This window comes from Mycolicibacterium hodleri, assembly GCF_025822245.1.
In the GTDB taxonomy this organism is placed as follows: Bacteria; Actinomycetota; Actinomycetes; order Mycobacteriales; family Mycobacteriaceae; genus Mycobacterium; species Mycobacterium hodleri.
Genome location: NZ_JACKTL010000067.1, coordinates 146,600 through 168,514 on the forward strand (window position 1 = coordinate 146,600; position 21,915 = coordinate 168,514).

At 67.9% G+C, this 21,915-nt stretch carries 23 protein-coding genes; 11 read left to right on the forward strand and 12 right to left on the reverse strand.

The genetic code is table 11. From position 1 onward, the window contains the following. The first annotated feature begins 265 nt into the window (after positions 1 to 265). Together H7J06_RS27680 and H7J06_RS27685 are read left to right on the forward strand one after the other, a co-directional pair. Entirely contained in the window at positions 266 to 550 is a 285-nt protein-coding gene (locus H7J06_RS27680; RefSeq protein WP_264042619.1) for an ANTAR domain-containing protein, read from the forward strand. Next, positions 547 to 1,380, forward strand: a complete 834-nt coding sequence (locus H7J06_RS27685; RefSeq protein ID WP_264042620.1) for an MOSC domain-containing protein — start codon at positions 547 to 549, stop codon at positions 1,378 to 1,380. Before H7J06_RS27680 ends, H7J06_RS27685 begins: the two co-directional genes overlap by 4 nt. Positions 1,381 to 1,386: 6 nt before the next feature. Here H7J06_RS27685 and H7J06_RS27690 read toward each other — a convergent pair whose 3' ends face one another. Continuing rightward, complete coding sequence (locus H7J06_RS27690; RefSeq protein ID WP_264042621.1) at positions 1,387 to 1,815, reverse strand: nitroreductase/quinone reductase family protein; 429 nt, start codon at positions 1,813 to 1,815, stop codon at positions 1,387 to 1,389. Positions 1,816 to 1,884: 69 nt separating this feature from the next. Here H7J06_RS27690 and H7J06_RS27695 point away from each other — a divergent pair, with 69 nt between their 5' ends. Further along, positions 1,885 to 2,586 (forward strand): HAD-IA family hydrolase, encoded by a 702-nt coding sequence (locus H7J06_RS27695; RefSeq protein WP_264042622.1) that lies wholly within the window; start codon positions 1,885 to 1,887, stop codon positions 2,584 to 2,586. Here H7J06_RS27695 and H7J06_RS27700 read toward each other — a convergent pair. From H7J06_RS27700 to H7J06_RS27725, 6 genes are all read right to left on the reverse strand, one after another. Beyond that, on the reverse strand, positions 2,583 to 3,206 hold the full coding sequence (locus H7J06_RS27700; RefSeq protein WP_264042623.1) for a DUF3159 domain-containing protein: 624 nt from the start codon (positions 3,204 to 3,206) through the stop codon (positions 2,583 to 2,585). The two genes, H7J06_RS27695 and H7J06_RS27700, sit on opposite strands and share 4 nt — an antisense overlap. Continuing rightward, complete coding sequence (locus H7J06_RS27705) at positions 3,203 to 5,083, reverse strand: S9 family peptidase (RefSeq protein WP_264042624.1); 1,881 nt, start codon at positions 5,081 to 5,083, stop codon at positions 3,203 to 3,205. The genes H7J06_RS27700 and H7J06_RS27705 overlap by 4 nt, the downstream gene beginning before the upstream one ends. A 108-nt stretch (positions 5,084 to 5,191) precedes the next feature. Continuing rightward, positions 5,192 to 5,851 (reverse strand): TetR/AcrR family transcriptional regulator, encoded by a 660-nt coding sequence (locus H7J06_RS27710; RefSeq protein ID WP_443678423.1) that lies wholly within the window; start codon positions 5,849 to 5,851, stop codon positions 5,192 to 5,194. A gap of 64 nt (positions 5,852 to 5,915) precedes the next feature. Further along, positions 5,916 to 6,725, reverse strand: coding sequence for a carbon-nitrogen hydrolase family protein (locus tag H7J06_RS27715; RefSeq protein WP_264042626.1), 810 nt, complete (start codon positions 6,723 to 6,725; stop codon positions 5,916 to 5,918). 19 nt (positions 6,726 to 6,744) lie between these two features. After that, a complete protein-coding gene (locus tag H7J06_RS27720; protein WP_264042627.1) occupies positions 6,745 to 8,079 on the reverse strand; it encodes an MFS transporter in 1,335 nt (444 codons plus the stop codon). Next, entirely contained in the window at positions 8,076 to 8,840 is a 765-nt protein-coding gene (locus H7J06_RS27725) for an HpcH/HpaI aldolase family protein (protein ID WP_264042628.1), read from the reverse strand. The genes H7J06_RS27720 and H7J06_RS27725 overlap by 4 nt, the downstream gene beginning before the upstream one ends. A 109-nt stretch (positions 8,841 to 8,949) precedes the next feature. Between H7J06_RS27725 and H7J06_RS27730 the strand changes: the two genes are divergently transcribed. After that, the gene (locus tag H7J06_RS27730) at positions 8,950 to 9,609 is read left to right on the forward strand and encodes a GntR family transcriptional regulator (protein WP_264042629.1); all 660 of its coding nucleotides are present in this window, start codon (positions 8,950 to 8,952) and stop codon (positions 9,607 to 9,609) included. 281 nt (positions 9,610 to 9,890) lie between these two features. Here the strand turns inward: H7J06_RS27730 and H7J06_RS27735 are convergent, their stop codons facing one another. Beyond that, positions 9,891 to 10,502, reverse strand: a complete 612-nt coding sequence (locus tag H7J06_RS27735; protein ID WP_264042630.1) for a dihydrofolate reductase family protein — start codon at positions 10,500 to 10,502, stop codon at positions 9,891 to 9,893. 91 nt (positions 10,503 to 10,593) lie between these two features. On the opposite strand from H7J06_RS27735, the gene H7J06_RS27740 reads away from it, so the two are divergent. Further along, the gene (locus tag H7J06_RS27740; RefSeq protein WP_264042631.1) at positions 10,594 to 11,589 is read left to right on the forward strand and encodes a hypothetical protein; all 996 of its coding nucleotides are present in this window, start codon (positions 10,594 to 10,596) and stop codon (positions 11,587 to 11,589) included. A 25-nt stretch (positions 11,590 to 11,614) separates the two neighbouring features. Here the strand turns inward: H7J06_RS27740 and H7J06_RS27745 are convergent, their stop codons facing one another. Then, positions 11,615 to 12,373 carry an alpha/beta fold hydrolase gene (locus H7J06_RS27745; protein ID WP_264042633.1) on the reverse strand — a complete coding sequence of 253 codons (759 nt, stop codon included), beginning with the start codon at positions 12,371 to 12,373 and terminating at the stop codon, positions 11,615 to 11,617. Between the two features lie 31 nt (positions 12,374 to 12,404). Here H7J06_RS27745 and H7J06_RS27750 point away from each other — a divergent pair, with 31 nt between their 5' ends. The 6 genes from H7J06_RS27750 (at position 12,405) to H7J06_RS27775 (ending at position 18,688) form a co-directional block, all read left to right on the forward strand. Continuing rightward, positions 12,405 to 13,334, forward strand: a complete 930-nt coding sequence (locus tag H7J06_RS27750; protein WP_372515422.1) for a cupin domain-containing protein — start codon at positions 12,405 to 12,407, stop codon at positions 13,332 to 13,334. A 250-nt stretch (positions 13,335 to 13,584) separates the two neighbouring features. Further along, entirely contained in the window at positions 13,585 to 14,577 is a 993-nt protein-coding gene (locus tag H7J06_RS27755; protein ID WP_264042635.1) for a metallophosphoesterase, read from the forward strand. A 28-nt stretch (positions 14,578 to 14,605) separates the two neighbouring features. Continuing rightward, the gene (locus tag H7J06_RS27760) at positions 14,606 to 15,031 is read left to right on the forward strand and encodes a hypothetical protein (RefSeq protein ID WP_264042636.1); all 426 of its coding nucleotides are present in this window, start codon (positions 14,606 to 14,608) and stop codon (positions 15,029 to 15,031) included. 77 nt (positions 15,032 to 15,108) lie between these two features. Next, the gene (locus H7J06_RS27765; protein WP_264042637.1) at positions 15,109 to 15,621 is read left to right on the forward strand and encodes a 2Fe-2S iron-sulfur cluster-binding protein; all 513 of its coding nucleotides are present in this window, start codon (positions 15,109 to 15,111) and stop codon (positions 15,619 to 15,621) included. Next, positions 15,618 to 16,607, forward strand: coding sequence for an FAD binding domain-containing protein (locus tag H7J06_RS27770; RefSeq protein ID WP_264042638.1), 990 nt, complete (start codon positions 15,618 to 15,620; stop codon positions 16,605 to 16,607). Before H7J06_RS27765 ends, H7J06_RS27770 begins: the two co-directional genes overlap by 4 nt. Beyond that, positions 16,607 to 18,688, forward strand: a complete 2,082-nt coding sequence (locus tag H7J06_RS27775; RefSeq protein WP_264042639.1) for a xanthine dehydrogenase family protein molybdopterin-binding subunit — start codon at positions 16,607 to 16,609, stop codon at positions 18,686 to 18,688. Before H7J06_RS27770 ends, H7J06_RS27775 begins: the two co-directional genes overlap by 1 nt. Before the next feature lie 86 nt (positions 18,689 to 18,774). On the opposite strand, the gene H7J06_RS27780 is transcribed toward H7J06_RS27775, so the two are convergent. From H7J06_RS27780 to H7J06_RS27790, 3 genes are all read right to left on the reverse strand, one after another. After that, positions 18,775 to 19,467 carry a chitin-binding protein gene (locus tag H7J06_RS27780; protein WP_264042640.1) on the reverse strand — a complete coding sequence of 231 codons (693 nt, stop codon included), beginning with the start codon at positions 19,465 to 19,467 and terminating at the stop codon, positions 18,775 to 18,777. A gap of 329 nt (positions 19,468 to 19,796) precedes the next feature. Continuing rightward, the gene (locus tag H7J06_RS27785) at positions 19,797 to 20,459 is read right to left on the reverse strand and encodes a hypothetical protein (protein WP_264042641.1); all 663 of its coding nucleotides are present in this window, start codon (positions 20,457 to 20,459) and stop codon (positions 19,797 to 19,799) included. Between the two features lie 107 nt (positions 20,460 to 20,566). After that, positions 20,567 to 21,853, reverse strand: a complete 1,287-nt coding sequence (locus H7J06_RS27790) for a hypothetical protein (RefSeq protein ID WP_264042642.1) — start codon at positions 21,851 to 21,853, stop codon at positions 20,567 to 20,569. Positions 21,854 to 21,915: the final 62 nt, after the last annotated feature.

The following is a 21,915-nucleotide window of genomic DNA, read 5'->3' on the forward strand; positions in this document are numbered from 1 at the left end:
TGGGTGTGCCGACCCATTATGTTTGGACGACTCCGAGGCGCCACGGTGCCTGACCGGCGGCATGCGGCGCCACGAGGCGTCATCATTCGTTGACGATCGTCATCATCCGTTGACGACCCCGAAGCGCAGGTGCCCCACCAGCCCCGGCACAGCGACTTCCAAGGTTGAAAAGCCTCGACCCCGAGACGGCCGGGACTATCGTTTGGGTGCACGGCCCCATTTCACGATCACCCAAGTGGGCCGACGTCGTAGAGGGAGACCGCACGTGAACGGCAGCAACCGCCTCGCCGATCCATGGACGGACGAGCATTCCGGGACTCGAAGCCTAGACCTCGCCCTGGGGATACTGGTGGGCCTGCGGCGCTGCGAACCGGCGGACGCCTTCGCGGAACTGGTGCAGGTGAGCACCGACCGCGGCCTGTCGCCGTTCGCGCTCGGGCGGGCCCTGGTAGCGGCGGCCAGTCGCGGTCACGTCGTCGACTCTGACGCCGCAGCCGTCGTGGCAGTTGAGTGGGGTGATCTACTCGACGCCCATAAGGTGTCGTCATGACCGCTTCCGCCGTCGACGTGCAGATGCACGTGGGCACGCTGTACCGCTACCCGGTGAAGTCGATGCTCGGCGAGGCCGTTGACGCCTTGTTCGTCGACGAGCAAGGCGTCCAGAACGATCGTCGCCTGGCATTGATCGACGAGGCGACCGGCCGAGTGGCAAGCGCCAAGCAGGCCCGGCTGTGGCGTGATCTCCTAACTTGCAGCGCAACAGTGCATTCCGACCGAGTGAGCATCCGCCTGCCCGACGGATCGCACGTGTCGGCCGACGCGGACGAGGTGGACGCGCGGCTCTCCGAGCTGCTCGACCGCCCGGTCCGCCTGGCGCACAGTCGGCCGGCAGGCGCGTCGTTGGAGCGGGCCGACCCCGAGCAGGTACTCGAGTTCGGCCTGGACGCCGAGGTCGACGCGCCACTGTTGGAGTTGGCGGAGGCCACCCCGGGCACCTCGTTCACCGACTACGCCCCGGTGCACGTCATCACCACCGCAACGCTCGAACGCATCGGCACGGAGGCCGAGCGCTACCGCCCCAATCTGGTGATCGCGACCCCGCCGGGCTTTCCGGCCTACGCCGAAAACGATTGGACGGGTAGCACTCTCGTGGTCGGACAGGTGCGGCTCCGCGCCATCGGCCCGACACCGCGATGCGTCATCCCCACGCTGGAGCACGGCTCGTTGCCGAGGGATCCGGGTGCGCTGCGGACGCCGGCGGCCGAAAACCGCGTCCCCGCACTGGACATGGGCGTGTTGCCGTGCGCGGGGGCGTACCTGGAGGTCGTCGTCGCGGGCACCATGCGCCGGGGCGACCGCGTCGAGCTCGAACCGCGGTAGACCGCGTCAGCTGCCGGCGAGTTCGAAGACGGGGATCACCCGGTCGGTCTTCTTCTGGTACTCGCCGAAGCCGGGCGCCCGCTCGACGATGAGGTCGTAGACGCGGTCGCGCTCGGCCTTCGGCAGTTCGTGGGCGACCATCTGCGTCGGCGGATCGGCACCGATCTCCACGGTGACGGTCGGGTCGGCCCGGAAGTTGAACACCCACCCCGGGCTGGCGTCGCGGCCGGCCGCCGAGCCGACGACGTAGATCTTGTCGTCGACGTCGAAGTAGGCGATGAGGTTCTCGCGTCGCTCACCGCTCTTGGCACCCGTCGAGGTCACGATCAACAGCGGGAAGCCCTCGAACTGCCCGCCGACCTTTCCACCGTTGCTTCGGAACTCCGCGATGTTGCGTGCGTTGAATTCGCGTTCGGACGTCATCTCGTCAGCCATGGGTTCCATGGTGGCACCGTCACGCGCAGGTGCGCACGATTAACAGCGGAGTCTGCTTGAGTGGAAGCCATGGACAGATCCGCATTGGTCCCCGAGCAGATTGACGCCGTCGTCTTCGACGTCATCGGAACCCTCGTCGACGAAGACGGGACATGGCAGGCAGTGGCCGAACGCCTCGCCGCCGAAGCCGGTGTGGACGACGGCGCGGCCCTCTACACGGTCTGGGCCGAGATCCTCGAACAGCAGATGAACGCCGTCGTGGACGGCACCGCGCCCTCGCGACCGCATCGACAGCTCGTCAATGACTCGGCGCGCGAGGCCATCACGCGGTCGGGCGGGAACCCCGCACCCGCCGCCCTGGCCCTCGTGCAAGACCTGGACTCCGAATACCCCGCGTGGCCGGACGTGGCGCCCGCGACGGCGGCGCTTCGCAAGAACCACCTCGTCGCCGGCGTCAGCAACGGCGATCTCGATTCGCTTGCACGGCTGGCGAATACCAACGCAATCAGCTGGGACGTCGCCCTGTCCACCGGGTCGGCGGGCACCTTCAAACCCGCTCCCGCCGCCTATGAGTATGCGATCGACGCGCTCCGGCTCGACCCGGCACGGACGCTGTTCGTCGCAGCTCATCCCTGGGATCTCCGCGCAGCGTCCGAGCACGGGTTCCGTACCGCCTACGTCGCTCGCCCCGGCGCGGAGCGCCCATCGGCCGACGACTCGTTCGACCTCTACGCAGAGGACCTCGCCGCACTGGTCGAGTTGCTCTCCTAGGACACACGGACCGCCATCCGCCGGTCAGCTCGTCGGACCGCCCACACCACGACCACGAGCGCGACGGCGCTAAGCGGATATCCCATGGCGATTCGGGCGAAAGCCAGCCATCCCGTGGCCTCCAGACCGTAGAGCCAGTTCTGCACCACGAACCGGGCCGCGAACGTGGCCACCAGGGCGAGCGTCGCGACGTCGTAGCCCATCCGTGCGGACCTGTCCGCACGCCACGCCTGGCCGCCTCCGCTCATCGCACTCCAGATGACGCCGACGAGCGGCCAACGCACCAGCACCGAGGCGAAGAAGACCACCGCGAACGCCAAACTCCCCCAAATACCCACCAGGAAATAATCTTTCGCGTCGCCGCTCTGGTAGGCGATGAACGCGGAGATCGCGACGCCCAGCAGACCGGAGACCGCCGGCTGCAACGGCTCCCTCCGCAGCAGCCGCAGCAGCGCGATGCCCGCACCGGCGCCCACCGCCAATGCCGTCGCGACGTGCAGCCCTGTGACGGCGTCGGCGACCACGAACACGATGCTGGGCACGCTGGCGTAGATCAGCCCCGGCGCGCCTCCCGCCTGCTGCAGCGCGCTGGGCTTCCGGTCGTCGAGGGTCTCGCTCATGCGCGACCGCCGAGGTGCCGGGCGAGGAACCCCGAGACGGCGTGGTACATCTGAAACACGTTCTCGGAGTTGACTGCTCCGTGTCCCTCGTCGGCCTGGACGACGTAGTCCACCTCGACGCCACGGGCCCGCAGTGCGGTGACCAGGTTGTCGGACTCGGCCTGCACGACGCGAACGTCGTTGGCGCCCTGGATGACCAGGAGCGGGGTACGAATCTGGTCCACCTTGGTGATCGGTGACCGGGCCATCATGTCCGCCAACTGCTGCGCGTCCTCGGGATTGCCGACGTACCTGTGCCAGTTGTTGGCCAGGTGCGGGCGCGCGATCGGGGGCAGCGTCCGCATGAAGTTCGCAAGATCGGAGATTCCGACGTAGTCGACCGCGGCGGCGAAGACGTCGGGGGTGAAGGTGACCCCGACGAGGGCGGCGTACCCGCCGTAGGAGCCGCCGAAGATGGCCACGCGGTCGGGGTCGGCGTAGCCCTGCTCGACGGCCCAGTTCACCCCGTCGACGAGGTCGTCGTGCATCTTGCCGGCGAACTCACCGATCGCCGCCTTGAGGAACGCCTTGCCGTATCCCGTGGATCCGCGGAAGTTGACCTGCAGCACCGCATATCCCCGGTTGGCCAGCATCTGCACCCCGGCGTCGAACCCCCAGCCGTCGCGGTACCACGGCCCGCCGTGCACGACGAGCACCAGCGGAAGGTTCCGCGGCTCGACCCCGACCGGCAGCGTCAGATAGGAATGCAGGTCCCAGCCGTCGCGCGAGGGGATGGTGACCGGCCGCATGGCCGCCAACGCCTCCGGGTCGAGATGCGGCAAGGGCCGAAACAGCAGGCGACTCTCTCCGGTGTCGTGGTCGTACAGGTAGGTGGCGCCGGGATCGCGGTCATGGTTGAACCCGACGACCCACCGCCGGCCGGACTCGTCGGAGGAGAGGCGGCCGACGTCGCCCTCGGACAACTTCTCCAGGTTGGCCAGGACGTCGCCGAATCGGGAGTCGAGCGCGCGGATCACTTGGCGCTCGCCGTAATAGCGCACCCCGAGCAACTCGCCGGTGCGCCGGTCCTGAATGAGCGGCGCCGGCAGGATGGGGCTCACGATTCCCCGTGGGTCGACGTCCAGTCCGGGATGACCGTCGACGTCGGTCTCCTCGCCGGTGGCGAGGTCGACGCGCACGATCCGGGTGTGGTCGGTGTCGCGGTAGGACCCCATCCACACCCCCGTGCCGTCAGGTGTGACGACGAGCGGGTGAATGCCCGTGGGGTAGTCACTGCCGTCGAATGTGACGATGGGGCGCAGGGTCCCGGTGGCGTCGTCCCAGCCCGATAACTGTAGGTCTCCGGCTGAGGTGAGCGAGGTGGCAAACAAGGTTCCGTCGTCGCTGCACAGCCATCCGCTGACGTGTCCGGGGTTGAGTGCCTTCAGAGTGAGATCGCCCGTGGCGACGTCGAGTTGATGGACGTCGAGCAGGGTGGCGTCGCGGTTGTTGAGCATGACGGCCGTCGTCCCGTTCTTCACTTCGCGTAGAGGCGCGGCCATCGCGCCCGGGGACGGCGTGAGGTCGACGGCGGGGGCATCGGGGTCGTCGAGGTCGACGCGGAAGACGTGCCAGTTCTCGTCACCGTTGCTGTCCTGGAGGTAGATCAGCCATCGGGGGTCGTCGGTCCACTCGAAGTGCAGGACGCTGCGGTTCTCGTCGGCGGTCACGCATCGGGCATCGTCGGCGTCGGGTTCGAGGCCTTGAACCCAGACGTTGAGGCGCTCCTTCCAGGGTGCGAGGAAGGCGATCTTGGTGCCGTCCGGAGAGATCGTCGCGGCCGCGCGGGTCGGCGGACGGAAGAAGTCCTCCACGGAGATCGGGGCGGGCAGTGCCATGACAGTCCTTTCACAGGGGGTAGAGGGCATGGTTGAGCGCGCCAGGAGGTGTCCTGGCGGTGCAGATGTCGGTGCTATGTGGTTGAGGGAATTGGTAATCCGGCTACGTCACGGCTCCACCGGCCCACCCAGACGGCCGTTGGTGGCATCACGGATGGCCCGGTCGACCAACGCCAAGGCCTCCTGCTGACTGACCCGTTCCTTCTCGACGATGACGCGGCGCCCGACGTCTTCGTCGACCACGCGGAACGCCGCCGTGACGGCCGCCGCGAACAGGCGCGCCGTCAGATCGCCCTCCGGAAGCCGCAACCGCCTGGCGACGACGGGAGCGAAGCCGCGCTCCATGTCGTCGTGCACCATCAGGTACGCGGTGCGCAGGGCCGGTTCCGTCGCCGACATGGTGGCGATCCGCAATGAGGCGATCTCGTCGGCGAGTTCCCGCTCGGTGAGCGGGTTTTCGAGCATGTCCGCCGCCATGTGGTCGGCCAATGACAGCTCGTCGGGCCAGCGAGTGGCCAGCGCGATGAAGCGCCTCGCCGACAACGCCAGCACCGGCTCCACGCAGCTCTCCTTGCTGCGGAAGTAGCGCCAGATCGTTCTGGTGGAAAGTCCTGCGGCAGCGGCGATGTCGTCACCGGTGGTCGCGGCGACGCCTCGCTCCCAGAACAGCTCGCAGGCATGCCGGGACACGCGCAGACGCGCCTCGGCCTGCTTGTCCTCGGCCGTGTTCGATGCCGCCGCGGTGTTGATGTCCCAACCTCCTGTCACTTAATGACAGGACCACTGTGTCACTAAGTGACACTCCGGTCAAGCGTCCCCTCGGGGACGACCGTCAGACCGGTGGCGTTGCCTCCACGACACCGAAGCGCCGAAGGTGGATTGCCGGGTTCTTCGCCCGCACGCGCTTGATCCGCTCGGGGTCGAGGGTGGCGGTGCCGAGCCCCTCTTCCTCCCCCACCGACGCCAGCACGACGCCCATCGGGTCGACGATCATGCTGTTGCCGGCGCCGGACTTTCCACACTGGTCGGCGGCGGCCAGGTAGACGGTGTTCTCGATGGCACGGGCACGCAGCAGCGTCGTCCAGTGGTCTTCCTTCAGCGGGCCGGGCACCCACTCCGCGGGCATCAGCACGACGTCGGCCTCGGCGTCGACCAGTCGCCGGCTCACCTCGGGGAAGCGCAGGTCGTAACAGGTCTGCAGGCCGAAGCGCAAACCGCCGAGGGTGAACGTCTGCGGCGGTTCGATCTCCCCCGGCCGCACGAGGCTGGACTCGGTGTAGCCGAACGCGTCGTAGAGGTGCAGCTTGCGGTAGGTGGCCACCACCTCACCGGAGGCGTCGACCGCGAGCAGCGTGTTGTGGATGCGGTCGCCGTGGTCGGCGGCCTCGTTGAGACCGCACACCACGGCGATCTGGTGTTGCGCGGCAAGCGCTTTCAACTCGGCGACGAAGGCGCCGTCGAGGGGCTCGGCCGACGCGACGAACCGCTCGTCCATCACCGGGACGGTGAACATCGAGTACTCCGGGAAGACGACGAGCTCGCTGCCCTGTGCCCGCGCCTCGGACACCAGGCCGCGGATCGACGTCAGGTTGGCGGTCTTGTCGTCGCCGGGGGCGAACTGGGCGACCGAACATACGACCATGGGGACCTCCTGTGATGGGTCAGGCGGGGACGGGCGGCGGGGCCATGCGGTCCATCCGTCCGAGAACGACGGTATAGCAGAGGATTCCGAGAAGCAGCACCACGCCGGTCACCATGAAGGCTCCAGCGAAGGAACCGGTGGCGTCGACGACCATGCCGGTGACGATCGGTGCGGCGATGCCGATCAGGTTGGCGATGAAGTTGACGATGCCGCCGAGTGATCCGGTGAGGCCTTCCGGGGCGATCAGCGAGACGATGCTCGAGCCGGCGGGCACCGACACTGCGAGGCCGGCCGCACCGATGGAGATGAACACGATGGCCATTCCGATGGTGTCGACGTAGGCGGCGCCGGTGACCGCCAAGGCGGCGAGCATGCTGACCACCAGCACGATGCGGCGCACCTTGGTGACCTGACCCGTGCGCTTGATCCACCAGTCCATCAGCAGCCCGGCGATGAGGAACTGCGCGATCACCGCGACCAGCCACGGGATCATCGAATACAGGCCGCCCTGAAGCAGATTGACGCCGAACTCCTTCTTCAGATAGCCCGGCAGCCAGGTCAGCAAGACGTAGTACGCGTAGGTGTAGGAGGCGTAACCGAGCGCCAGTCCCCAGGTCTTGCGCCGGCCCAGCAGATACCCGATCCCGCGCAGCGACCCCTCCGAGATGTTCTCTTCGTTCTCGGCGTCACCGGCCTTGAGGTAGGCCAGCTCCTCGGCCGACATCTTGCCGTCGGCCACGGCCTGCACCGGGCTGCGGTACAGCAGCCACCATGCGACCAGGTAGACCAGGCTCAGCGCCCCGGTGAAGAGGAACGCGGCGTGCCAGCTGAACGTCGACACCAGGAACGCCATGATGGGGATGCCGACGACGTTGGAGAGCTTGGCGCAGCCGTCGAAGATGGAGGTGGCCGTGCCGCGTTCCTGCTTCGGGAACCACTGACCGATGGCCTTCCAGCCGGCGGGCACCGTCGGCGCCTCGCCGACCCCGAGCGCCAGGCGGGCGACGATCATCAGACCCAGACCGCCGGCGGCCGCGGCCAGGAACGACGCGAGGGCCCAGAGGAAGACCCCGACGCGGTTGACCCACGGGACGCCGATCTTGTCGATGATGCTGCCGATCGGCATCTGCAACAGGGCGTAGGTCCACAGGAACGCCGACGCGAGGATGCCCATCTGCGCGGCGCTGATGTCGAAGTCGTCCATGATGGCCGGGGTGGCCACCGACAGGTTCACCCGGTCGATGTAGTTGACGAACATCCCGGCGCCGAGCAGGCCGCCGATCTGCCAGCGGAATCGCCCCGGGCTCTTGGTCGACGGCACCGCGTCGAGGTCGTGTGCCTGAACGTCGCTCATCGGTTGCTGCCGTTCAGGGCGGGGCTGCGGTCGATGCCGGCCATCGTGTCGAGGGCGGCGGACAGCCCGGCCACCAGCGCGCCGTGCTCCATGGTGAGCGCCATCTGGTCGGCGCCGTGGTCGACGGCGAACCGCTTCTCTTCGGGGCTCCAGGCGGGCAGCAGCCAGGGCTTGCCGGCGGTGCGGGCGGCGGCTGCGATGCGGGCCAGGTCGGCGAAGTCGCCGTCGGTGCGGGCGTAGGCGCCGCGGTCGCGCCGCAGCGAGAGGTCTGACGGGCCGACGAAGACCCCGTCGACGGTGTCGAGGGCCAGGATGTCGTCGATCTGCTCGATCGCGCCGGCGTCTTCGATCATCGGGTAGCACCGTGTCTTGGCATCTTGGGCGGATACCCACTCGTCGGTGAACCCGCCGTAGGCGGAGGTGCGGCCGCCGGCGAAGCTGCGGTCGCCCAGCGGCGGGAACTTGGCGTACCCGGTGACGACGGCGGCGTGGGCGGCGTTCTCGACGTGCGGGATGGCGACGACGTCGGCCCCGAAGTCCAGCGCCTGCTGGATCGGGCCACGTTCGGGTCCAAGCACTTTCGCGATGACTTCCAGTCCGATGGCCTTGAGGAACGGGATGAAGCGTTCCAGGTCGGCAAGGTCGAACGTGCCGTGCTCAATGTCGAGGACGGCCGCGCCGTAGCCGATCTGGCGGGCGATTTCGGCGGCGGCCACGTTGGGGCCGGACAGCCACACGGCGTAGCGACGATTCGGTTCCACGGTCTCTCCCTGAAGTGGTCGGGCGACGGGCACAGCGCTTGTACATCTCTTGTATACACAAGATGTGCGTCAAGTGTCCAGTACTCTGCGAGCATCGGAAGGAGTCGACATGGCCGTCGAGGTCTCTGAGGCGGGCGCGACCCCGTCGGCGCGCGACCGGGTCTACCAGTGGGTGCGCGACGAGATCATCAAGGGCACGTTGCCGGCCGGCCGGTTCCTGGACGAGGTGTGGGTCTCCGAACTCGTCGGCACGTCCCGGACCCCGGTGCGCGAGGCCTTCCACCGACTCAACTCCGAGAAGTTCATCGACCTGCTGCCCCGGCGAGGCGCACAGGTACGCAGCGTGACCTCGCGCGAACTCGAGGAGGTGTACGCCTCACGACGGCTGATCGAGGGCCACGCGGCGCGGGAACTGTGCCTGGCCGAGTCGGGCGCGCCGGAGCCCCTGGACGGTTTGGCACAACGCATGGAAGACGCCGGCCAGGAACAGGATTGGTTCACCGTGGCCCGGCTGGATCGGTCCTTCCATCGGGCGATCGTGGACGCGCACGGCAACTCGATCCTGACCGAGCTGTACGACGCGCTACGGTCGCGCCAACAGCGGGTGGCCGTGCGCGCGTTGCAGATTCGGCCGCAACGAGTGCCCGAGATCGACCGCCAGCACCGCGCGATCGTCGACGCCCTGGCGCGCAACGACGTGGACGGCGTGGCCGTTCTGCTCGACGAGCACCTGCGACCGATCCCAGAGATCACCGCGGCGTTGGGATAGGCGGCTCTATCCGGGGCAGCTGCCCTTACCACGTCGACAACAGGGAGTGGACGAGGACAAAAGCCGGTTGATTGGCCGAGGGCTCTGGCCCACTGCCCCTCTCGGGTGCTAGGCGCGATTTCTGCGCCACGGTCGTGGTTTCCGCGACTGAATGCGAAACAACGACCGTCACGTACGTCACGGCCATAGCTCGTACGAGGACGTACACGGCTGGGTGAGCGCCCCTACCCAGCCACGGCGGCGTCGGCCTCAATCTTCAGCCTCGGGGCGATCGGCGGAGCTCACCGCATAACGCGATAGCGCAGGTGTGCCACCCCGGGCGCTTCGAGGACGCGCTCCAACTCCAGGTGCGGGTTGCCCGCGTCGAAGCCGTCGAACAGCCGCTCCCCCACGCCGAGGATCACGGGACTGACCTGAAGGTCGATCTCGTCGACGAGGCCCGCGCGGATCGCCTGCCGGGCGCACGACGCGCCGCCGGCGATGCTGATCGGCCGGTCCCCCGCCACCTCGCATGCCTGCGCGTACGCCGACTCGACGCCGTCGGTGACGAAGTGGAACGTCGTCCCCGTCAGCGCGATCGGGTCGTGAGCGTGGTGGGTCAGCACGAACACCGGGCAGTGATACGGCGGCTCGTCACCCCACCAGCCGGTCCAGTCCGAGTCGCCCCACTCACCGCGCACCGGCCCGAACATGTTGCGGCCCATGATGGTCGCGCCCATGCCGTCGAGCATCTCCGAGACCACCTGCCGGTTGACGGGATGATCTGCCTCAGGACCCATGTGCCACCCGTGCAGCAGCTGACCGCCGACGCCGAGCGGATGCTCCTGGCTCTGGCTGGGGCCGGCGACGTATCCGTCGGCGGAGATCGACATCGAGAGATTGGTGCGTGGCATGGGTCCTCCGGCTGCGAGCGTAAGGGGTGACGTGAGGCAGACCCATGCAGTCGGCGAAACTCATCGGGAGCCGCGTGCCACCATCGAGCTCATGACCGACGACTGGTTCGCCCGCCTCACGGGGTTCCCCGAGGGAGCCTACGACGTCACCCGCGAGTTGTTGAGGGTCGACGGCGACCAGTTGGTGTCGACGGTCACCGGGGCGCGGCACGGCATCGGATCGCTGTCGGTTCCGACGCTGGCGCAGTTGCGCGATGGTATCAACCTGCCTGCGACACAACGCTCTACGGTGCGATGCGTCACCGGCGAGGCCCGCGCGATGCACGCCGACCCCGAGCTCGAAGGGGCGCTGTTCCAGGTGGCGTCGCAGTTCAACCTCCTGGAGATGACCAGCCCGCACGTCACCCCCGAGGACGGCGTGACGCGCTACGTCGACGACCACACGCAGGGCCCGGCCTGTGCGGTGGCCGCGGGCGCGGCGACGATCTACCGCAACTACTTCGTGCCCGTCGGCGACGCGATCGGCCAGACCCGCGATCGTCAGGTCGACGCGCTGGCCCACGTGGGTGAGTCGTTGTCGGCGACGCTGGGCCGGCCCGTGACGGAGCTGTGGACGATGCGCAACGGGTACGCGCTGTGCACGCGCGACGGGCTGCGGGCCATCACGGACCTCCTCGATCGCGGCACCGAGGAGGACCGTGACGACCTTCGCGGGCGGCTGGCCATCGGCCTCCATCGCGACGTCCAGGTGACCGACGTGTCCGAGCCTCGTCGGGTGTCGCAGGCGTTCTGCTCGGCGCTGCCGGTGGCGTATGGGGAGGGACGGCCGGCGGCGTGGGAGGCCTTCGCGCGGCTAGTACTCGAGGCGGCGTACGAGGCAACGCTGCTCGCGGCCGTCGGCGCAAGGTCGAACGTCGTGCTGTTGACGCGGCTGGGCGGCGGGGTGTTCGGCAACGCCGACGCGTGGATCGACGACGCGATCGTGCGGGCGATCCAACTCGTCAAGGACGCCGGATTGGACATTCGGCTGGTCAGTCACGGCCGCGTGCATCACTCGTTCCGGGCTATCGAGGAGCGGTTCGCCTGAGCGGCTCCGCGACGTGCCCCAGCCGTCAGCCCGTCTGAAGATTGGCTACGGCGCTTCGGATCACGTCGACGACCACGTCCGGCTGAGACACCATCGGGACGTGACTGCTGTCGACTTCGACGATGGTTGCGCCCATGCGCTTGGCCAGGAAGCGCTCGAGATCGGGATGCACGGTGCGGTCCTTCTTGGCCACGATGAACCAGCTCGGCTTCGTCTTCCATGCGACGTCGTCACCCATCTCGTGCTCAAACAGGTCGGCGGCGGGCGGGTAGTGGGTGGCCCACACTACTTTCTGCTCGTCCTCGGAAAGGTCACCCGCGAAATGCACGACGCCGCCGGGAAGCATCCAGGCCCGGCCGTCGGCGACCTGGATGTGCGAGAACACCTCCGTCGGATACTGGTCGAGCAAGCTCTGTACCGATTCCCCGGTGTCCGGCGTGACCGCGGCGATGTAGACCAATCCGACCACACGATTGTCGACCCCCGCCGCGGTGACCGTGGCTCCGCCGTAGGAATGACCGACGAGGATGACTGGGCCGTTGACCCGCTCCAGCGTCCGTTTCACCGCCGCCACGTCGTCGGCCAAGGTGTCGAGGCCGTACTGGACGGACATCACTTCGTGTCCGTCGGCCTGCAGCGCGGGAACAACCGCGTTGAAGCACGAGCCGTCGGCCCAGACGCCGTGGCAGAAAACAATGGAATGCTTGATGGACAATGCACACTTCCTCTGTGGGACAAAAGGATTCGAGACGACAAACGGGTCCGACGGAATGCCGGTCCCCATTCGAGGCTATGTGTACGATCGGCGCAGGACAATGACTCAAAAGCCGGGTTACTTTGCCGAACCGCCATTCGTATCCGAGTGGCGGGCCTCTTCCGCGAACGAGGACGCGCTCTCGGAAATCCTCCACACCGTGCAGCTGCAAAGTCAGTCGGTCACCCGCTACACCTCTCGCACGCCGTTCGACATCGCCATGCCTGCTGGGACGCGCCGGTTCCACTTCGTCGAGCAGGGTCCGATACGAATCCAGGGGCCAGGAATATCCGCTGCCGACGCCTTGAATGCCGGCGATCTGGTTCTGTGCGCCCGCGGGGACGGCCATCACCTGCAGGCAGGGGCGCCCGACGCCGACCCCCGGACACCGCGATGGCTGACCGGCACCTTCACCGCCAACGACGCCATCGCCGATTCCGGCTTCTCAGTGCTACCTTCGGCGCTCATCGTGAGCGCTCAACCGCACGGCCAGGAGTGGCTGCCGGTCACGCTCGAGCTGTTGCTCGTCGAGGTGACGTCCCCGAGCCCCGGTTCGTCGGTGATGATCTCGCGCCTGCTGGACCTGTTGTTCATCCACGTCTTGCGCGAGTGGTCCCGACGCCGACCCACATCCACCGGATGGCTAACCGCTGCAATGGATCCCGCACTTAGCGTTGTCCTGACGGCCATCCACCGCGATCTTGGCCACCCCTGGTCGGTCGCGAAGCTCGCTAGCGTCGCCGACGTTTCTCGAACAGCACTCGCTCAGCGGTTCGCTCGACTCCTCGGCGAGCCACCGTTGACCTATATCGCGAATCGCCGACTCGGCCGCGCCGCCGACCTCCTCCGCACCAGCTCCGCGCCCGTCGGCGCCATCGCCAACGAGGTCGGCTACTCGTCTGAAGCTGCCTTCAGCCGCGCCTTCCGCCGACGTTTCGGCCAGCCCCCGAGAGAGTGGAGAAACACCACCGCCATCGAATCCGCCAGGTGAGGTACGCCGGCTGGGATGTCCGGCTGGCCAATCCCGGCCGCGCGCACTATTCGTTCCGGCCATCGAAGCGGTTCAATTGAGCGGTGTCAGATCCGTGCGCTAAATTCGGGTTGAAGGGTTGGCCACCCGGTTGTCGGGCGACAGCACGCGACTGATCGCCAATACCGTTCGCAGGCAGGCGATTGCGGTGAGCTGCTGATCGACTTGCTCCATGAGGCGGAGCCGTAGACCCCAACAGAAGGAAACGCCCATGCCCGCGTCCACGGAGTCAACCGCCAGCTCCGACGAGAACGGATACGACGTCATCGGCGACGTCCACGGCTGCGCGGCGCCGCTGACGGATCTGCTGAACCGCCTCGGATGTCACGTGAACCAGTCGCGTGGCGCGTACGAGCACCCGACACGGCAAGCGATCTTCGTCGGCGACCTGGTCGACCGAGGGCCCGCCCAACTGGAGGTCCTACGGATCGTCAAGGGCATGGTCGACGCCGGTAGCGCTCAGATCGTCATGGGCAACCACGAATTCAACGCGGTTGCCTATGACACCCCTTCACCCGATGGCGGTTTCCTCCGGGCGCACACCGAGAAGAACACGAGCCAACACCAGGCGTTCCTCGACCAGGTGGACGGCGACACCCGCACCGAGTACCTCGACTGGTTCACGACGCTCCCGCTGTGGCTCGACCTCGGCGGTCTGCGGGTGGTGCACGCCTGTTGGCACGAACCGTCGATACGAGTCGTCGTGGAGGTGCTGGGGTTGAACCGCTTCACCTCCCGCGACCAGTTCGCCCGCGCGACGACGAAGGGCGACCCCCTCTACGAGGCCGTCGAAGTGCTACTGAAGGGACCGGAGATCGACCTGGTCGGGCACGGGCAGCAGAGGTACTTCGACAGGGACGGCAACGGGCGCAGCCGCGCGCGGGTGGCGTGGTGGGACGACGACGCCACGACGCTCCGCGCGCTTGCCGTCATGGGCTCGAACTTCAAAACGATTGACGGCAAACCATATCCGCCACTCCCCGGCACAGAGGTGGAGGCCGACGATCAGTCCTACTCCTACCGCGGGGACGTGCCGGTGTTCTACGGTCACTACTGGCGCGAGGGGCGACCGCAGCGCGGAGTCGACTTCACCGACCGCACGGCCTGCGTGGACTTCAGCGCGGTCAAATCTGGCGCGCTGGTCGCCTACCGGTGGAGCGGCGAGCGGGAGATCGACGAGGATCACTACGTGGGCGTGGGGTGACGGCCGCTCGATCGACGGGGAGGTACGCATGAGCCGACGGGTCGTCATGTCCCTGGTCGTCGGAGCGATCGTACTGACAATCGTGGTCGTCAGCGGAAGCATGACGTACTGGTTCGGCCTGACCCGGCCGGCGACAAACACCGGTCCGGCGCAGACTATGTGTGAAGATGCGGTGAAGCACAACCTGTTGGCTCCATCGAACGCCTCCTTCCGAGACATCTATGCCAAAAAGGATCGCTTGTCAGAGGATGACAACGTCTGGCTTGGCACCAATGCCGAACACGTCAAAGAGGTGTGGGCCGTCGGCGGCGAGGTCGAATCGCCCGGCGCGTCTGGATCGTCGTCGACGGCAGCCTTCGTCTGCCGGGCGTACGTCTTCGACGGCCAACCACCCCGCGCCACGGTGAACTTCCCCCAAGTAGACGAACGCGGGCAGTTGCTCGTCCGGCCGTAGGTTTCGTCAGTCCGGCGCTGGCACGGACAAGTCGACTCCGCCGGTTTCACCGCCCTACCCCGGGGTAGTCCCCGACGATGGAGTCAGCCCACTTCACCGACATATCCGTGCGCGTCGACGGCACCGAGCGCGCCGTCCGAGTCGACAACCGCATCACGCTCCTCGACCTGCTCCGCGAGCACCTCGGCGTCACCGCGCCGAAGAAGGGGTGCGACCACGGCCAGTGCGGATCGTGCACCGTCCTGATCGACGGCCGCCGCGCCACCACCTGCCTGGCGCTCGCCGTTGCGCACGACGGCGCCGACGTGCAGACCGCGGCGGGCCTCAGCCACGACGACCTGCACCCCGTCGCGCAGGCCTTCCTCGACCACGACGGCTTCCAGTGCGGCTACTGCACGCCCGGCCAGATCTGCTCCGCCGTCGGCATGCTCGACGAACTCAAGGCCGGCTCCCCCAGCCACGTCACCGCCGACATCGAGGGCACCCCCGACCTCACCGACGCCGAGATCCGAGAGCGCATGAGCGGCAACCTGTGTCGCTGCGCGGCCTACCCGAACATCGTCGCCGCGATCCAGCAGGCCGCCCGATGATTCCCTTCGAGTATCACCGCGCCACCAGCGTCGCCGACGCCGTCACCACCATCGCCGGCCGAGCCGACGCCGCCTTCCTCGCCGGCGGCACCAACCTCGTCGACCACATGAAGCTCGGCATCGCCGAACCCACCCTGCTCGTCGACGTCGGCCACCTGCCACTTCACGACGTCGACCAGCTCCCCGACGGGACGCTGCGCATCGGCGCCGACGTCCGCAACAGCGACCTCGCCGCCCACCCGGTCGTCCGCACCCGCTACCCCGTGCTGTCCCGAGCGCTGCTCGCCGGCGCCTCCGGACAGCTGCGCAACGCGGCCACCACCGCGGGCAACCTGCTGCAGCGCACCCGCTGCGTCTACTTCCAGGACGTCAGCACCCCCTGCAACAAGCGCACCCCCGGCACGGGCTGCTCGGCCATCGGCGGCTACACCCGCTACCACGCCATCCTCGGCGCCTCCGAGCACTGCGTCGCCGCCCATCCGTCCGACATGGCCGTCGCCATGGCCGCGCTCGACGCCACCGTCGTCTACGTCACCGAGGACGGCGAACATCGTGGGCCGCTCAACGACTTCCACCGACTGCCCGGCGATCAACCCGACCGCGACACCAACCTGCCGCACGGCGCCTTGATCACCGCCGTGGAGATCCCGTCCCCACCCGAGGGCGCCCGCTCCACCTACCGCAAGGTCCGCGACCGCGCGTCCTACGCGTTCGCGCTGACCTCCGTCGCCGCGGAGGTCGTCCTCGACGGCGACACCGTCACCAGCGCCCGGATCGCACTCGGCGGCGTCGCGCACAAGCCGTGGCGTGCCACCCACGCCGAGGCGGCGCTGCGCGGCCAGTCCGCCACCGAGGCCACCTTCGCCGCGGCCGCCGACGCGGAACTGCGGCAGGCAGAACCCGTCAGCGGCAACGAGTTCAAGGTCGGCCTCACCCGCGGCGCCATCGTCGCCACCCTGACCTCCCTCGTCGAAGGACACCAGTGATGACCACCATCGACCACCGCGCCATGGGCACCTCGCTGGCCCGCTTGGACGGCCCCGCCAAGGTCTCCGGCACCGCCACCTATGCCTTCGAGTATCCGGTCGACGCCCCGCTGTACCTGCACCCGGTGCAGGCCACCGTCGCCAAGGGCCGCATCCTCACCATGGACACCACCGCTGCCCTGGCCCTCGACGGCGTCGAGGCGGTCCTGACCGTGTTCGACGCGCCCACCCTGGCCGACACCTCCGACGGCGACCTGGTGATCCTGCAGGACGACCAGGTGCACTACCGCGGCCAGCTCATCGGCGGCGTCCTTGCCGACAGCGCCGAAACTGCCAGACAGGCAGCCGCTCTCGTCCGCGTCGACTACGACGAAGCCGAGCACGACACCGAGCTGCGCGCCGACCATCCTGGACTCTACGCCCCCGAGGAGGTCAACTCCGGTCACGAGACCGACACCTCCGACGGTGACGTCGAGGGCGCCCTGCGTGACGCGGCCGTCACGGTCGACCAGACCTATACCACCCCGCACGAGCACAACAGTCCGATGGAACCCCATGCCACCATTGCCATTTGGGACCCGGACGGCCCGCTGCTGACGCTCTACGACTCGAGTCAGGGCGTGCACGTGGTCCGGCAGACCCTGGCCACCACCCTCGGCCTCGAGGAGGAGCAGATCCGCGTGGTCGCCAAGAACGTCGGCGGCGGCTTCGGCTCCAAGGGTGCACCGCACTCGCACAACGTACTGGCCGCCATGGCCGCGAAGCGCGAGCCCGGCCGTCCGGTGAAGCTGGCGCTGACCCGCCAGCAGATGTTCGCCTTCGTCGGCTACCGCACCCCCACCATTCAGCACGTGCGCCTCGGCGCCGACCGCGACGGCAGGCTCACCGCGATCAGCCACGAGGTCGTCGAACAGACCGCGACGGTCAAAGAGTACGCCGAGCAGACCGGCACCCCGGCCCGGATGATGTACGCCGCGGCCACGCGCCAGACGTCGCACCGGCTCGCCGAACTCGACGTCGCCGTTCCCTTCTGGATGCGCGCGCCCGGCGAATGCCCCGGCATGTTCGCCCTCGAGGTGGCGATGGACGAACTCGCCGTCGCCTGCGACGTGGACCCGATCGAGCTGCGCATCCGCAACGAACCCGACGTCGACCCCGAGACCGGCAACCCGTGGTCCAACCGCCGACTCGTCGACTGCCTGCGCACCGGCGCCGACCGATTCGGTTGGGCCACAAGGCAACCGAGAACAGACGGCGAATGGCTGGTGGGCACCGGCGTCGCGTCGGCGGCGTATCCCGCGATGATCATGCCCGGCAACGCCGCCCGCATCACCCACGACGCGGCCGGGCGCTACCTCGTCGAGATCGGAGCGGTCGACATCGGCACCGGGGCGTGGACCGCCCTGACGCAGATCGCCGCCGACGCCCTGGGTTGCGAGGTCGACGCCGTCGACCTGCAGATCGGCGACAGCGACTTGCCGCCCGCCTCGGTGGCGGGTGGCTCGTCGGGCACCAGCTCCTGGGGTGGCACCATCGTGGCTGCGGCGCAAGCCTTTCGGAAGGAACACGGCGACGAGCCGGCCGTCGGCGCCACCACCATGACCGAGGCCCCGGAGAACGACGAGGTCGACGACTACGGCATGTATTCCTTCGGTGCCCACTTCGTCGAAGCCCGGGTCAACCGGTACACCGGTGAGATCCGGGTGTCCCGGATGCTCGGCGTGTTCTCGATCGGCCGGGTGATCAACCCGACGACGGTGCGCTCGCAGTTGATCGGCGGCATGACCATGGGGCTGTCGATGGCGTTGCACGAGGAGAGCGTGCGGGACCACCGGTTCGGCCACGTCGTCACCCAGGACTTCGCGAGCTACCACATCAGCAGCCATGCCGACATCGGCGAGATCGAGGCCGTCGCTCTCGACGACCTGGACGAGCACGCCAATCCGATGGGCTCGCGCGGTGCCGGCGAGATCGGCATCGTCGGCTCGGCCGCCGCGGTGGTCAACGCGGTCTTCCACGCCACCGGCGTCCGGGTGCGCGACCTGCCGGTGCAGTGCGACGCGTTGGTGGGCAAGTTCTGACGTAAGGTACAGCGCCCCAAGGTCTTACCCGAAGACGAACAGCCGCCTCGCGTCGTCGCGAGGCGGCTGCTCATTGTCAGATCGGTCTACAGCGGGATCCAGATTCCGAAGAAGTAGAAGCCCCAGGCGTTGAAGCCCGGATCGAAGATCGGCGTCTCGTTGTAGCCGAAGTAGTTGACCGGCCCATAGTTCCAGTAGCCGCCGGGAGGCGGCAGCGGCCGGTCCCAGCCGACACGCGGTGGCGCTCCCCAGCCCCACGGCGCCGGTCCGCCGCCCCACGGGGCGTCGCGCCAACCACCGAAGGCGTCCGGGGGACGTGGTCCCCAGTCGTGACCGTCGGGTCCGCGGGTGTTGTCGGGGCCGCCTGGGCCGCGGAAGTCACCTGGACCGCCAGGTCCGCCGGGCCCTCCGGGGCCGCGGTCGTCGCCGGGTCCGCCGGGGCCACCAGGACCGCCGGGGCCACCCGGACCACGGAAGTCGCCTGGACCGCCAGGCCCACCGGGGCCGCCGGGCCCTCCCGGGCCGCGATCGCCACCGGGGCCGCCCGGCCCGCGGAAGTCAGCAGGTCCGCCGGGGCCGCCCGGTCCGCCGGGACCACGTCCCTGTGGTCCACCCGGTCCGCCTGGGCCGCCCGGGCCAGGTCCGCCTGCGCAGAACGGCGGCTGGCACGCGCCGCCACCACCAGGAGCCGCGAGCGCGACCCCTGAACTGCCGGCGATGAGGCTCAGCCCGATCCCGCCCGCGAAGGCCGCTCCTGCGACCGCTTTCTTGAGGTTCATCGTCATTTGCTCCTTTGTCCGGAGTGGTAGCTCCGAGTCACCCCGACCCAAATAAACACTACATAGCCAACCTATGATTTATTCCTGTGCAGGCTGTGGGTCGACTCGATGGGCCGGAGACGCCCCTGAGAGGACGCGCACCACAGAGGTAAGAATCGGCGGTGGAACGCAATTCGTTACAAATCGAGCAGCCGTCCGGGCGTTTACGGTGGTCACACGGTCGTTTCACAGCGTGGCTGCGCGTCGGTGCAAGGATTGTCGCCGGTAGTCAGCCAAGTCGGAACGCCGCAGCGGGCTATTTGTCTAGGTCACCCATCTTCGTCGCACGGCTACACCACACCGGTGTCGAACCGCCCCTCACCAAGTCGCGCCACAGCCCGGCCGTCGACGAGCTCGGGACGGTCATTCGCGTGGCGCCAGTAGTGCCGCACCATCCAGTACAGCCCGGCACCCTCGGGAACGTAGAAGTCACATCCGTCGATCGTCTTTTCGGTGCCGTCGCGACGTCGGAGCACGACGGCCTTGCGGGTCTTCTTGTTGACCTCGGAGTGATCATCGACCCCGACGATGTCATCCCACGCCACGATTTCCGTGCTCTTGATATCGGCGACCTCGACGCCCCCGGGCGTAAGCTTCACGTATCCAACCCCGCCACGGCGCCAAGCCATAAGCAGTCCGGTGAGGGCCGTCACCGCAGCTAGGCCCATGACGACCATCGCCGCCAGTCGGGCGCGCTCGCCGGAGAACATGCGCAGATCGCCAGTCAGCGTGAAGACCACGACGAAGGCTCCCAACGGCACGAACAACCCGAGCACGACCAGAATCGTCGCGCTGAATGTTCGGTCCGTTCGTAAGACAGTGCCTGAGGGATCGTGGCTGGCGCGTAACGCCGTCTTGCCTCGAGACACGAAGTGCAGCATCGCGAGTGTCAGGACGAAGGGTACTGCCAGGCCGAATAACACCGTCGCGGTGAAGAAGTCGCCGCGCACCACACTGTGCGCACCGCCCAGGACACCCGCGAGGATGAGCACTGTCATCGCCAGCGACGCACGTGTTGATCGACTCCGGCCGTCGGGCCAGTTGGCGGGCTCGGGCAGTGTCAGTAGGGACATACGATTTCTCCGACGAATTTGCCGAGGTCGGCGCCGTAGAACCCTCCCAAGATGGCACCACCGGCAGCGAGGGTTGGCACCAAGACGGGCGCGGCAGGAGGAAAGAACGCACCGGCAGCGGCGCCTGCCTCTGCTCCTCCCCAGCCCCCGCCGAAACCGCCCGCGCCAGCCACCGCGGCAATGCACCTGTCACGACCCGAGTCGGCCATTGCCATGTCGAAGACCGTCGTCGCGAAGCTCAAGGCTGGTCCGCCGAATTTGGCTGTCTTGCCGACGTTCTCGAGCGACTCGGCGGTCACCATGGGCAGGGAACCACCGCCAGCGATGTGCTTTTCCAAGCCGGACATCAGGCCGCCGGCGTTGTTCGACATGTCGTCGATCAACTCGACCGGCACCGAGGAGTGCTTCCCCAGGGGTGTGGTGAATCCCGCGCTTCTGTTGCCCGAGGGGTCCATCGACATCATGAAGGAGGCACCGTTGGGCCACGTGATGGTGGTTTGATCGCAATCCGTGCCGTAGTCGTGCCAAGAACTGGTTTCCGACACCTTGTTGCCGTCCTTGTCGTACTGCGTGATCGAGTTGAAGTTCCCCTTACTTGGCCAATCGAACGGATCGTACTTCGTCAGCACCTGCTTGCTGCCGTCCTGCATCGTCACCGTGGTGACCTCGTCACCGTATTGGTTCTTGACCGGCTCGCTCACCTCCCGGATCTTCACCGACATGTCTCCGTTGCGGATCGCCTCCTGCGCCAGGACGCCGATCGGATTGCGCGGATCGGGCACCTGGTCACCTGGACGCTGTGCGACCGGCATCATTAACGAACCCAAGTCCGTAGGCGGGCCCGCTTCGACGAAGCCACGCGACTTCCCCGCGGCCACAACCGCATTCGCGGTAGTGTCATCGGCATCCCCCACCGCCGTCAGCATGCGGTTGACGGCTTCCTGCTCAGTGCGTGCCAATTCTTCGAGCTTCGCCATCTCCTCGGCCGACATCCTCACCGGGTCGATGAGGACCACCCATTGATCGGTGACCTCCAACGGGCCGGCATCAAGCTGATCAGCCTTGGCCAAGAGCGCGGCCCGGGCCGGGCCGATCGTGTCGCTGCCGTGACGAAGCGCCACGGCCAGGTCGCGCGCGTACGCGGCGAACGCCGTGGCGTTGCGCTCGGCCCGCCCGAACATCACGGTCGCCGCCTCGTGCGATCGACCCGACCATGCCTTCGTCTCGGGCATGCGACGGCAGGAGTCATCGAGGCCGTTCACCGCATCGGCCACCGTCTTCGCTCCAGCGGAGATCCCATCAGCCGACGTCGTCAACGAGTCGGGATTCCAACCTC